The organism is Halpernia humi, from assembly GCF_900108025.1.
GTDB lineage: Bacteria > Bacteroidota > Bacteroidia > Flavobacteriales > Weeksellaceae > Halpernia > Halpernia humi.
The window spans coordinates 15350-28529 of sequence record NZ_FNUS01000008.1; the positions used below are offsets into that span (position 1 = coordinate 15350).

Annotated in this window: 10 protein-coding genes; 7 read left to right on the forward strand and 3 right to left on the reverse strand. The window is 33.3% G+C overall.

What is annotated here, in order from left to right; genetic code table 11:
- Window positions 1-110: 110 nt before the first annotated feature.
- Window positions 111-1484 carry a D-alanyl-D-alanine carboxypeptidase/D-alanyl-D-alanine endopeptidase gene (gene dacB, locus C4S29_RS13715; RefSeq protein WP_103914682.1) on the forward strand — a complete coding sequence of 458 codons (1374 nt, stop codon included), beginning with the start codon at window positions 111-113 and terminating at the stop codon, window positions 1482-1484.
- A gap of 78 nt (window positions 1485-1562) precedes the next feature.
- The gene (locus C4S29_RS13720; RefSeq protein ID WP_103914683.1) at window positions 1563-2726 is read left to right on the forward strand and encodes a sensor histidine kinase; all 1164 of its coding nucleotides are present in this window, start codon (window positions 1563-1565) and stop codon (window positions 2724-2726) included.
- Between the two features lie 41 nt (window positions 2727-2767).
- Here the strand turns inward: C4S29_RS13720 and C4S29_RS13725 are convergent, their stop codons facing one another.
- From C4S29_RS13725 to C4S29_RS13735, 3 genes are all read right to left on the reverse strand, one after another.
- Entirely contained in the window at window positions 2768-3436 is a 669-nt protein-coding gene (locus tag C4S29_RS13725; protein ID WP_103914684.1) for a beta-carotene 15,15'-monooxygenase, read from the reverse strand.
- A complete protein-coding gene (locus C4S29_RS13730) occupies window positions 3429-3923 on the reverse strand; it encodes an RNA polymerase sigma factor (protein WP_103914685.1) in 495 nt (164 codons plus the stop codon). Before C4S29_RS13730 ends, C4S29_RS13725 begins: the two co-directional genes overlap by 8 nt.
- A 64-nt stretch (window positions 3924-3987) precedes the next feature.
- Entirely contained in the window at window positions 3988-4572 is a 585-nt protein-coding gene (locus tag C4S29_RS13735; protein ID WP_103914686.1) for a ribonuclease HII, read from the reverse strand.
- 131 nt (window positions 4573-4703) lie between these two features.
- Between C4S29_RS13735 and C4S29_RS13740 the strand changes: the two genes are divergently transcribed.
- The 5 genes from C4S29_RS13740 (at window position 4704) to arfB (ending at window position 13143) form a co-directional block, all read left to right on the forward strand.
- Entirely contained in the window at window positions 4704-7703 is a 3000-nt protein-coding gene (locus tag C4S29_RS13740; RefSeq protein WP_103914687.1) for a SusC/RagA family TonB-linked outer membrane protein, read from the forward strand.
- Window positions 7704-7767: 64 nt separating this feature from the next.
- Window positions 7768-9135: a SusD/RagB family nutrient-binding outer membrane lipoprotein gene (locus tag C4S29_RS13745; RefSeq protein WP_233740564.1), complete on the forward strand. Its 1368-nt coding sequence runs from the start codon at window positions 7768-7770 to the stop codon at window positions 9133-9135.
- 186 nt (window positions 9136-9321) lie between these two features.
- Window positions 9322-11088 (forward strand): arginine--tRNA ligase, encoded by a 1767-nt coding sequence (gene argS, locus C4S29_RS13750; protein ID WP_103914689.1) that lies wholly within the window; start codon window positions 9322-9324, stop codon window positions 11086-11088.
- A 641-nt stretch (window positions 11089-11729) separates the two neighbouring features.
- Window positions 11730-12755 (forward strand): AMP-binding protein, encoded by a 1026-nt coding sequence (locus C4S29_RS13755; protein WP_103914690.1) that lies wholly within the window; start codon window positions 11730-11732, stop codon window positions 12753-12755.
- Window positions 12748-13143 (forward strand): alternative ribosome rescue aminoacyl-tRNA hydrolase ArfB, encoded by a 396-nt coding sequence (gene arfB / locus C4S29_RS13760; RefSeq protein ID WP_103914691.1) that lies wholly within the window; start codon window positions 12748-12750, stop codon window positions 13141-13143. The genes C4S29_RS13755 and arfB overlap by 8 nt, the downstream gene beginning before the upstream one ends.
- The last annotated feature ends 37 nt before the right edge of the window (window positions 13144-13180 follow it).

The window sequence follows — 13180 nt, forward strand, 5'->3', positions numbered from 1 at the left end:
AAATATGTGCGATTTACAATTGAATTTGATAATAAAAATTTAATTTCACCACTATTTTTTTTCATATTTCAAAAAATTTAATTCTTTATATTTGGAAAGAATTTAGTGCTATGAAAAATATTACCGTTTTATTTCTCCTTTCCTTGCAGGTGTTTGCAGCGCAAAGCATTTCGCAAAAATTAGATAAAGCCACAAAAGAGTTAATGTCTAGCTCGGCAGCCTATTCGGCAAATCTTACTTTTTTCGTTTCGGATAATGCGGGAAATTTAATTTATGAATTTAATGGAAACAAGGGTCTTTCTACAGCATCTACACAGAAAATTTTTACCGCTGCAGCAGCTTTAGAAACTTTAGGAAAAGATTATAAATATACTACAACGGCTTCTTATAATGGAAATATTTCTAATAATGAACTTGTAGGAGATTTAATAATTACTTCGAACGGCGATCCAACTTTAGGAAGTTGGCGTTACGAAGGCTATAAACCGGAAGATTTTCAGAAAAAATTATTGGCAGCATTAAAGGAAAAAAGCATTGGCAAAATAAGTGGTGATATCGTTATTGATGATACTTATTTTGATTTTCAAACCATTCCTGGAGGTTGGCCTTGGGATGACCTTGGGAATTATTACGGCGCGGGTGTTTGGAGCGTGAACTGGCGCGAAAACCAGTTTGATCTTAATATTTATGGTGATAAATTTAAAAATTTCAACATAGATTTGCGCGGCGTAAAATGGGTAAATCAATTAAAAACAGGTGGAAATTCTGATCAAAGTTTAGTGTTTACAGCGCCACTTTCAGATGCAGCTTACATCAACGGCACTTTACCCGCAGGAAAAACAACCACGGTTTCTGGTGCAACGCCAAATCCACCTCTGCAATTGGCAGTAGAAATTGAAGATGCATTGAAAAAGGCAGGAATTAGTTTTAATGGAAAATTAATTACAAATTCTCAAAATTTACTTAATGGACAAAAAATTATTTCTAGTCCAAAAAACAATATTTTTTTTACCTACAATTCTCCAGAATTAGAAAAAATCGTTTTTTGGTTTTTGCGAAAAAGTGTGAATCTTTATGGTGAAACTTTAATAAAAACAATGGCAAAAGAAAAACGCGGTGAAGGCAGTTTTGAAGTAGGTGTAGATTTTTTAAAAAATTTTTGGAAGGCAAAAGGTATTAAATCTGAAATGATAAATTTTGCAGATGGAAGCGGACTTTCACCCCAAAATTATGTGTCCGCTAGAGCAGAAGTTCAGGCTTTGCTTTATGCGAAAAAACAAAATTATTTCCCTGAATTTTATGATGGTTTTCCAACTCAAGGCAACGGTATGAAGATGAAAAGTGGCACTATAAAAGATAGTAAATCTTTCGCAGGTTATCTTAAATCTAAAAGCGGCGATTACGTTTTTTCAATCATCATCAATAATTATAGCGGAAACAACGTTAGCAATGCATTGTACAAGGTTCTTAATGTTTTAAAATAATTCAGCAAATTATACTTATTTATTTTTAAATGTAACTGGCAATTGCACAATTCCTTTGAAAACAAAGAATAGTTTTTTATGAAAAGACGCAGTTTTTTTTCCCGCTTTAATAATTGGTTTGTATTTGTTTTGTTGACTACAATTGTATTGATATTTATAGTTTCATCAAATATTTTAATTAAAAAACTACGCGAAAAAGAAACAGATAGAATGAAGGTTTTTGCAAGTGCAATGCAAATTTTGCAAGAAAACAAACAGTTAGATTCTAATATTCAAGATTTGCTTTTGGCGATAATTTCGGAGAACAAAGAAATACCAATTATCGTTACAAACGAAACAAAAATCCCTAATAAAGAAGACACTAGAAATCTCCCAGATAACATTTCAAACAGCAAAAATGCTTTGCTTCAGCGCCTGCAATCTATGGAGAAAGTTTACAAACCAATTAAAATAAAAATTTCAAATTCCCAAACGCAATATGTTTTTTATGATAACTCTGCTTTATTAAATAATCTGCGTTATTATCCTTATGTTTTGGGTTTAATCATAGGTTTGTATTTGCTTTTTTCGTTTTGGTTTTTGCGAACTATAAAAAAAACTGATGAAGGATTTCTGTGGGCGGGTTTGGCTAAAGAGACGGCGCACCAAATTGGGACGCCATTATCTTCAATGATTGGTTGGATCGAAGTTTTGCGCGTTGAAAGCCCAGATTCTCTCGGTGTGAAAGAAGTGGAAAAAGACATTTATCGTTTAAAAACAATTAGCGAAAGATTTTCTAAAATTGGTTCTGCGCCTACTTTAAATGATTTGAACATCAATGAGACGCTGCAGCAAAATTTCGATTATTTACAAAATAGAATTTCTGGTAAAATTAAATTTAGTTTAAAATTACCAACACGTGCGATTTTAGTTCCGCACAGTCAGATTTTGATGAGTTGGGTGATAGAAAATTTAGTAAAAAATGCTGTAGATGCGATGCGAGGCGAGGGAAATTTAGAGATTAATTTATCTGAAAAAAATAATTTTGTTTTAATTGATATCAAAGATTCTGGCAGTGGAATGACGCCTTCACAAGTTCGGAATGCTTTTAACCCTGGGTTTTCTACGAAAAAACGCGGCTGGGGTTTGGGCTTGTCTTTGGCAAAAAGAGTGGTAAAAGAGTACCACAATGGTGATATTAGAATTTTGAATTCAGAATTAGGGCAGGGGACAACGTTCAGGATTTCTATGAAAAATGCTTGACTTTAATAACTTGTAAAAAGAATACTTTTGGCAAGCACTTCTTATTCCTCTTCAATTTTTCTTAATTCTTCTAAATTTCGCCCAAGTTTTCGCATAATAATTCCGTAAACAATCTTATAGTAAAGCCAGATTAGGACAATGGCTAGCAAAGTAGTAAAAATCAACCCAACTATAAAACCGATTAATTTTGGATGTGTTAATGCAATGTTTTGCTCAGAAAAAATATGAAATACAAAACCTGTTAATACACCTGTGAATGCGAATATTAGAAATATATTAATAAAAATAAAAGCGTTTACAGTTTTTCTAAATTTCACAATTTGCAAAATTAAAAGTTTTAGATTATCCTGCACTTTTATTTTTTTGTAATTTAAGTAAAACTGCACAACGAAGTAGGCTGTGATTATTAAACTTACTAATTTTAATGATAGGTAAAGTTTTTCAAAACTCTGCTGTAACTCTGGCGTTTCTTGTACGCCCAACTTTCTTAGAAGTTCCAAAAAACTACTATTGCTTTCAGACTGAAAAATATAAAAGATGCCAAGACAGAAAAAAAGGAGAAATTCTGCCAGCGAAATCCAGAAAATATATTTCACATAATTGCGCGATTTTTTGTGCAGCATTTCCGATATTTCAGAGGCGGCGTATTTGGATTGAACATCTTGCTCTTGCCAAGTTTTCTTAAAATCGTCTAGGTTGAAATCATACATTTTTTTCCATTAATTCTTTTAAAACTTTTTTTAAACGGTTCATTTTTACACGGGCATTTACTTCAGAAATACCTAAATTTTGCGCAATATCCCGATACGGCAAATCGTCTAAATACATTGTTACAATGGCGCGTTCTATTTTTGGTAATATTTTTATACTTCTGTATAGCGCAGAAATTTGCTGTTGCTTTTCATCGTCATCCTCTAAAATATTCTTCTGATGAAAATCTTGCAATTCATCCGTTTCAGGAGATTTTTTCTTCTTTCTAAAAATGGTAATTGCAGTGTTTAAAGCCACGCGATACATCCAAGTAGAAATTTTAGATTGCCCTTTAAATGTGTCGTAACTTCGCCATAATTGTAACACAATCTCTTGAAAAAGGTCTTCCTCATCTTCCAAGGTATTGGTATAGAGCCGAGAAACCTTGATAATCAAACCTTGATTATCATCTATTAATTTAGAAAATTCTTGCTCTTTGGCGGTCAAATTTTAATTTTTTAAGTTACGAAGATAAGGGAAATTTCAAATATTACTCATCAATCATCAATCATCAATCATAATTTAATCTAAATGATTTTCTATGATGTATAGTTGGGCCAAATTTCATTAAAGCTTCCCGGTGAATTTTAGTGGCGTAACCCATGTTTTTATTCCAACCATATTCTGGGAATTGTTCGTGAAGATTAATCATGAGTTGATCGCGGTAATTTTTCGCTAAAATAGAGGCTGCAGCAATACTTAAATATTTAGAATCCCCCTTTATAATACATTCATAAGGAATAGTTTTATAAGGATGAAATTTATTACCATCTACAATTATAAATTTTGGCTTTATCCTTAATTGGTCTAATGCTTTGTGCATTGCTGAAATACTCGCATTCAATATGTTTTGCATATCTATTATTTCGGGGGAAATTTCTGCTATTGCAAAATCTACACAGTTGTCCTTTATATAAGTATCGAGTTCTAGTCTTTTTTTAAATGTTAATAATTTTGAATCATTAACAAAATTTTGTTTAAAGTTTTTAGGCAAAATAACTACTGCTGCAACCACAGGGCCACAGAGGCATCCACGCCCCACTTCATCGCAGCCGGCCTCTGGGTTCGTATTTGAATAACTTTTATTGAGAATCATATTTGTTTTATCTAAAAATTTATGCTTTAAAAGTGAAATACGCCCCAAATTTATTAAGAATTATTAACAAAAATATTTGGTCGTCTTATAAAAGTTTTGCAAATTTGTGGCAATGAAAAATTTAATTTGATATGAAGAAACTAACAACAAGCGTTTTAGCAGTAGTTTTAAGTTCATCATTTGCAATCGCAAATGCTCAACAAAAAAAAGACTCTGCTAATGTGCAAGATATCGAAGGCGTTGTTGTAACTGCCTTGGGTATTCAAAGAGAAAAAAAATCTCTAGGTTATGCGTCTCAAGAGATTAAAGCGGATGCGCTTTCTGATGGGACCACAAACACAGGAAACATTGCTTCCCAATTATCTGGTAAGGTAGCGGGTTTGCAAGTAAACACCAACAACAACTTTGGCGGTACTGCCAACTTATTGATTAGGGGTGTTAAAAGTTTAGGTGGCGGTAGTCCACTTATCGTGATTGACGGATCGCCAGTTAATAACTCCACAACTTATGGCAGTCAAACAGATTATGGAAATGCATTATCTGATATTAACCAAGACGACATTGCTTCTGTAAACGTATTGAAAGGTGCTGCTGCATCTGCTCTTTATGGTGAAAGAGGTTTGAACGGGGTAATTGTTATTACAACTAAAAATGGCCGTGGTAAAGATGATGGTTCTTGGGGTGTAACGCTATCTAGTGCTGTTCAAGCGGGTTTTATTGATAAATCTACATTCCCCGAATATCAAACAGAATATGGTGCTGGTTATGACCCATCATTTTACACAGGAACAGGACCTAATGGTATAGATTACGTTAATTTCCCAGAGGATGCTTCTTGGGGGCCAAAATTTGATCCAAATTTGCAGGTTTATGGATGGGATTATTTTGATCCAAATTCACCAAATTATAAAAAATCTACACCTTGGGTAGCGGCGAAAAACGGACCAATCAAATTTTTTGATACTCCTTTTTCATTTACAAATAGTGTAAATTTAGCAAAAGGAACTAAAGGTAAAAATATTAATATTGGTTTTGATAATCTTCAGCAAAATGGTTTGATGCCAGGTTCTAAGATTAACAAAAATACTTTATCTGCTAAAATAAATTATGACCTTACAGATAAATTACACACGTCTGTATATACCACATTAACTTTGCAAAAAACGGCAGGTAGAGCAACTACTAACTATGGTGATAACTTCATTACTGGTTTTAGAGAGTGGTGGCAAGTAAACGTGGATGTTCTTCAACAAAAAAGAGCGTATGAGCAAAGCGGACACCAAAATATTTCATGGAATAGAAATAGTGCCGATGATGCTACTGCAATTTTCTGGAACAACCCTTATTTCCAAGCTTTAGAAAATCAAACTACGGATAGTAGAACGAGATCTTTCTCTTATGCTTCCCTTACTTATGATTTTAGTAAGCATGTTTCTTTAACCGGTAAAGTGTCTTATGATAATACTGATCTTTTTATAGAAAATAGATTAGCAGCTGGTTCAATTGCGCAAGGTTTTGGCCAGTCTGGTAACAGTACAACTTCCGGTTATGCAAGACAAAATATTAACCGAAATGAGACTAATTACGATTTATTATTAAATTATAAATTTGATATTACTGATAAAATTAATGTAAGTGGTGTTGCAGGTGGTAACGTAAGAAGAAATTATTCTAGTTCTATCTATAACTCTACCGAAGGTGGTTTAGTAGTACCTGGTTTGTATTCATTATCCAATTCAGCGGGAGCAACTCTAGCACCTTCTGAAAGTCAAGCTACAACAGAATCAAACTCTTTATTTGCTACAGCATCATTTGATTTTTATAAAATATTCTATTTAGATGGAACATATAGAGTTGATAAATCTTCAACTTTACCAGCTGGAAATAACGTGTATGGGTATCCTTCTGTAACTGGTGCTTTAATTTTATCTGAATTATTCAAACCTTCTTGGTTGAATTTCTGGAAAGTAAGAGCAAATTACGCGGAAGTTGGTGGAACTGCACCTTCATATTATACTTCGAATGCTTATGGTTCTACAGGTCTATTTGGTACGACAGGTTTATTTGGCAGTCAAACAACCTTACCAAATACTGACTTGAAACCACAAAGATCTAAAGAGATTGAAGTAGGTACAGAGATTCACGTTTTAAGAGATAGAATTACTTTAGACGTAGCGGCTTATAAAACTAAAACACTAGACCAAATTATCAGTCTTCCAATCTCTAGAGGTAGTGGATTATACACCGCAAATATTAATGCAGGACAAATTGATAATAAAGGTATTGAAGTTCAATTGGGTTTAACGCCAATTAAATCTCAAAACTTTACTTGGCAAATCGATGCCAACTGGTCTAAAAATGAGAATAAAGTAGTTTCATTACTACATAATGAAACCACAGATGTGTCTAATATTTTATTAGGTTCATACCAAGGAGGAGTTTCATTAAATGCCACTGAAGGTTATGCTTTTGGTGCATTGGTAGGTAGCGACTATCAATATATTAATGGGCAACCAGTCATCAGTGCGACTACTGGTAGATATCTCAAATCTACAACTAATCAAATTATTGGGAATACAACACCAGATTGGTTAGGTGGGGTTAGAAATACTTTTGACTATAAAGGTATTTCAGTGTCCTTCTTAATAGACGTTAGAAAAGGTGGAGATATTTTTTCACTTGATCAATATTATGGTTTAGCAACAGGTTTATATCCTGAAACAGCTGCAAATGGTGTTCGTGAAAACGGTATTGTTTGGCCAGGTGTAAACCCTAATGGGCAAGTCAACCAAACTACTACAATAAATCCAAGTTCTTTTGGTTCATTAGACGGTTACGCAAGAATGCCTGCGAAAAGATTTGTATATGATGGTGGTTACGTAAAATTAAGAGAAGCAAGTATTGGTTGGACATTACCAAAATCCCTAATTGCTGGTACTTTCCTTACAGATGCTAAAATATCTTTAGTGGGTAGAAATTTATGGATCATCCACAAAAACTTACCTTACGCAGATCCTGAAGCGGTTGTAGGTGGTTCGGTAAATGGCATCGAAACTGGAAATCCTGGTTTCAGTGTAGGTTCACTTCCTACTACAAGAGACATCGGTGTAAATGTAACCGTTAAATTTTAATTAATAAATTTAAAAAGAAATGAAAAATATATCAAAAATAATATTAGGAACGGTTTTCGCAGGGATGGCTTTGTCTTCGTGTACAAGTGATCTTACTGATTTGAACATAGATCCGAAACACCCGACCGTTTTGCCTTCTGCTAATTTAATGGCAAAAGGGCAACAACAACAATTTTATTATACTTACACCGGAAGTGTAAACTATAATAACTTTAAGTTTTTCACCCAAATGTGGGCTGAAACAACCTATACAGATGAAACTAACTATGATATAGTTACAAGAAATCAACCGCGTAATAATTTTAACGTTATGTATAATGGCGTATTAAATAATTACGAGCAAGCAAAAAAGAATTTAGTTGCTGAAGGTGGAGATGCCAATAAAATGGCTACTTTAGAAATTGCTGAAATTTCTGCTTGGGAAACAATCGTTGATACTTATGGTGACGTTCCTTATACCCAAGCATTGCAAGCAAGTACGGGTCAGTTTGCACCAGCTTATGATGATGCAAAATCAATCTATACAGATTTGTTCAAAAGAATAAATGCTGTAATCCCTACCATTACTGCAGGAACTGGTTATTCTGAGGATTTGGTTTATGGTGGTGATATGATGAAATGGAAGAAACTAGCTAATTCAATAAAATTAAGACTAGCACTAAATCTTGATGATACTGATCACGCTACCGCGAAGGCGGCTGGAGAAGCAGCTTACGCTAGTGGTTTGATGACTTCAGATGCTGATTCTTATGCGTTAGCATTTCCAGGTGGTCTGTTTTCTAATCCATTGTTTGATGATTTAATAGCATCTGGTAGAAAGGATTTTGTACCTTCTGAATTGGTTGTCAATATGATGAATGCCAAAATGGATCCTAGAAGACCTATGTATTTTACAACAGTTGGAGGGGCTTATGTTGGAGGTGTATTTGGTGATGGAAACCCTTATCCAAATTATTCTCACTATCAAGAAACAACATGGTTGCAACCAACGGCGCCAGCTACTCTTTTAAGTTACACTGAAGTATTATTTATGCTTACAGAAGCAGCTGCAAGAGGTTATTCTGTTGGTGGAACTGCTGATACATGGTACAAAATGGCTGTTACAAATTCTATGAATGAATATGGAGTTGCGGCTGGAGATACTAGTGCTTACCTTCTTGCGCATCCTTATGATGCAGCAAACTGGAAAAAATCTATTGGTGAAGAAGCGTATATCGCTTTACACAATAGAGGTTTTGCGGAATGGAATTTCTCAAGAAGATTAGATTATCCAGTTTTTGTAAACCCAACAAATTCTAGATTAGATGGAGTACCTGTAAGAATGCCATATTCTGATCAAGAGTATGTTCTTAATAAAGGAAATGTAACTGCTGCCGCTTCTAAAATAGGAGGAGATAAGGCAACTACTAAATTATTCTGGGATAAATTTTAATCCTCAGTTTAAATAATTTTTTCTCAAACCGCCCTCGGGCGGTTTTTTTATTTCCTTATCTTTGCATATTGAAATTTTAATCTATGAAATCGCTAAGATTTGCAAATAGAAACAAAAGATAAGTTTTGCAATTAATCTATCGTTTCAGCGATTAAATATGATTTTAAAAACAACAAATATCAAACTATGAATATTAAAGAACAACTTCAAAAAAGCCTTGGAGAAATAATAATTTCTATTTTTCAGGTTGATCAATTAGAACTTGAAGTTCAAGATAATAAAACCAATTTTGAAGGCGACTATACCATAGTTGTATTTCCGCTGGTTAAAGTGGCACAAAGAAAACCAGAAGAGTTAGCGCTTCTTTTAGGTAATGAACTTGTCATCAAAACAAATTTTATAAAAAGTTTTATGGTTGAGAAAGGTTTCTTAAACGTCACTATTAAAGAAAGCTTTTTTCTAAAACAACTTGATTTCATTAGTAGTGAAATTGGCAAAAAAGTAAATAGAAACAAAACCGTAATGGTAGAATATTCCTCGCCAAATACCAATAAACCACTTCATTTAGGGCATATCAGAAATAATCTTTTAGGATTTTCCATCGCGGAAATTTTGCAAGAAGACGGCTATAATGTCATCAAAACACAAGTTATAAATGATCGTGGTATTCATATTTGCAAATCTATGCTCGCTTGGGAAAAATGGGGAAATAACCAAACACCAGAAAGTGAACATCTAAAAGGGGATAAATTAGTTGGCAATTTTTATGTGAAATTTGATCAAGAATATAAAAAGCAAATTGCAGAATTAGTTGCAAATGGGCTAGATGAAGATGCTGCCAAAAAACAAGCACCTTTAATTTTAGAAGCCCAAGAAATGCTTCTAAAATGGGAGAAAAACGATCCGGAAGTGCGCACACTTTGGAATAAAATGAATGCGTGGGTTTATAAAGGTTTTGAAGAAACTTATAAAAATTTAGGTGTTAATTTCGATCAAGTTCAATATGAAAGTCAGACTTACATTTTAGGAAAAGACATTATTGAAGAAGGTTTAAATAAAAACGTGCTTTATAAAAGAGAAGATGGTTCCGTTTGGTGCGATCTTTCAGATGAAGGTTTAGACGAGAAATTATTGCTCCGTTCCGATGGAACCGCTGTTTATATGACCCAAGATTTAGGAACAGCAGTTCAAAGATTTAAAGAAAATAACATCTCAAAATTAATATACACCGTTGGAAATGAGCAGGATTATCATTTTCAGGTTTTATTTTTAATTCTAAAAAAATTAGGTTACACTTGGGCAAATCAACTCTTTCACTTATCCTACGGAATGGTTGAATTACCCGATGGCAAAATGAAATCTCGCGAAGGAACAGTTGTGGATGCCGACGATTTGATGCTAGAAATGGTGGAAACGGCCAAAGCAAAAGCACAAGAATTGGGCAAATTAGAAAATCTTTCACCCGTAGAAAAAGAAGATTCTTACAAAACTGTTGGCTTAGGCGCGTTGAAATATTTTATGCTAAAGATAGATCCCAAGAAAAAAATGCTCTTCAATCCGGCCGAAAGTATAGATTTTCAGGGAAATACAGGTCCATTTATTCAATACACTTACGCTCGAATTCAATCATTGCTAAGCAAGGCGAATTTTAACGACAATCAAAAAATAAGTTCAGAAATTAAGATTAATACCTTTGAAAAAGAACTCATTCTTCAACTTTCAAATTATAAAGATATAGTTTCAAAAGCGGCTGAAACATTGAGCCCGGCGCAAGTTGCCAACTATGTTTACGAATTAGTAAAATCTTACAACTCATTTTATCAAAACAATAATATCATGAAATTAGAAGATGAAAATGAGAAGCAATTCAAACTAAAATTATCTGCAATTACGGCACAAACCATCAAAAAATGTTTGGCTTTATTGGGCATTGGTGTCGTAAACAGAATGTAGAATATTTTGGGCGTGTCCCCTTTTTTTGGATCGGCGCTCGCTTCGCTCGCGCCGCTCCAAAAAAAGCGGTCGGTCTTCGGCTCCCACTTTTTTTATAATTTTTTTTGGAAAAAATTATAAAAAAGAGTTCCGCCTACGCCCTCACGCGGGAGCATTCATATTTTCAAAACTCGAAATCAGTAAAACTATTCTGCCTTTAAAGCATGAAAATTTGTGTACAAATAACTTTCATTAGTGTCACTTTTAATGATTAAACTAAATTTAATTTTTTGTAAAATAAAGTAGTAAAATCAATAGGAATGGGCTTAAGCTCATTTTTTTTGATTTTAAAATTAGTATTGGCTTTTAGTCAAAATAAATAATTTCGGCTAAAGCCTTATATATTAACAGTTTATCTGTGAATTTTCCGAAAAATAAAATTGCTCCGGAGGAGCAATATCTTTGTAGAAAAAATGAACAATATTGAAAAAGAACTCCATTTTCAGAATAACTAAGTTCTTGCGCCTTTGCGTTTAACTTGATTTACGGCTAATTATGCAGCTTGTCTAAATGCACAACAGGTTAAATTATATCTTTAAAGCAAAATAAACTTTTGCTACTTTTGTGGTTTATATAATACTTCAACATTTTGCTCTGAACTTATGCTCATCGATTTCCAAAATTTTAATCTTGAAAAACTTGCTCCAAAAACTAAATTTGAGCATGACGTTTTAGATTTCATTAAACTTTGGTTTTTTGACGAAAAATATGTTTTCGTAAAAACTTCCGGTTCCACGGGAACGCCAAAAATCATTCAAGTCGAAAAAGAAAAAATGCGTTCTTCTGCAAAAATGACTTGCGATTTTTTAAATTTAAAAGATGGAAATTCCGCTTTATTGTGTTTGCCAGTCGATTATATTTCTGGAAAAATGATGCTTGTGAGAGCAATAGAAAGAAACTTGAAAATTTTTGTTGAAAATTCTTCTTTAAAACCGTTAGAAAATTTCTCGGAAAAAATCGATTTTTGTGCGATGACGCCTTTGCAAGTTGAAAATTCTTTGGATAAAATACATCTCATTAAAAAATTAATTATCGGTGGCGCAAAAGTTTCAGAGCAGTTAAAATTTAAAATATCTCAAATTCCAAATCTTAAATCTGAAATTTACGAAACCTACGGAATGAGCGAAACACTTTCTCACATTGCTTTAAAACAAATTGCGCCAGAAAGTGAAGAATTTTTCACCGTTTTTGAAGGCATTAAAATTTCATTAGATGAAAGAAATTGTCTAAATATTTTTGCTCCAATGTTGAATTCTGAAGTTTTGCAAACCAACGACATTGTAGAATTAGAAAATGAAAATCAGTTTAAATTTATAGGTCGAGCCGATTTTATAATCAATTCTGGCGGATTAAAAATTTCACCAGAAGTTTTAGAAAAATTAGTTAAAAAAGAAATTTCAAATGAACTCATTTTTGTTGGTATTAAAGATGAAATACTTGGCGAAAAATTGGTTTTGGCCATTGAAGGCGAAAAAGACGAACAGATTTTGGATAAAATAAAGACGATAAGTTCCCCGACCAAAAATCAAGAACCAAAAGAAGTTGTATTTTTAAAAGAATTTCCACGTTCTGAAACAGGGAAAATTTTAAGATTAAAAACTAAAAAAATCATCGAGAATAATGATTGATTTTTCTACAGAATTATTTTACAAAACTTCCCGCAGCAGCGGCGCAGGCGGGCAAAACGTGAATAAAGTAGAAACCGCAGTTACCGTGATGTGGAAAGGCGGCGAAAGCCAGTTTTTCTCAAGTTTTCAAAAATCGCGGATTTACGATAAATTAATCAACAGAATCAATTCTGAAGGTGTTTTGCAACTCACTGTTTCTGAAACTAGAACGCAGTATCAAAATAAAAAATTGGCTACTGAAAAAATTTTGGAATTGGTAAATTCGGCTTTAATTATTCCCAAAAAACGGCTGAAAACCAAACCTTCAAAATCTAAAATCCAGAAACGCTTGAACGATAAAAAGAAATTATCCGAGAAAAAAATCAACCGAAATTTTCGGGGAGAATGAAATTTCGTTTAAACCTAAAAAACCTCATAGGTTTTAT

Coding starts and splice junctions, on each gene's coding strand:
- C4S29_RS13720 (WP_103914683.1), top strand. CDS start 1,563: ATGAAAAGACGCAGTTTTTTTTCCCGCTTTAATAATTGGTTTGTATTT.
- argS (WP_103914689.1), top strand. CDS start 9,322: ATGAATATTAAAGAACAACTTCAAAAAAGCCTTGGAGAAATAATAATT.
- C4S29_RS13745 (WP_233740564.1), top strand. CDS start 7,768: ATGGCTTTGTCTTCGTGTACAAGTGATCTTACTGATTTGAACATAGAT.
- C4S29_RS13735 (WP_103914686.1), bottom strand. CDS start 4,572: ATGATTCTCAATAAAAGTTATTCAAATACGAACCCAGAGGCCGGCTGC.
- C4S29_RS13740 (WP_103914687.1), top strand. CDS start 4,704: ATGAAGAAACTAACAACAAGCGTTTTAGCAGTAGTTTTAAGTTCATCA.
- arfB (WP_103914691.1), top strand. CDS start 12,748: ATGATTGATTTTTCTACAGAATTATTTTACAAAACTTCCCGCAGCAGC.
- dacB (WP_103914682.1), top strand. CDS start 111: ATGAAAAATATTACCGTTTTATTTCTCCTTTCCTTGCAGGTGTTTGCA.
- C4S29_RS13725 (WP_103914684.1), bottom strand. CDS start 3,436: ATGTATGATTTCAACCTAGACGATTTTAAGAAAACTTGGCAAGAGCAA.
- C4S29_RS13755 (WP_103914690.1), top strand. CDS start 11,730: ATGCTCATCGATTTCCAAAATTTTAATCTTGAAAAACTTGCTCCAAAA.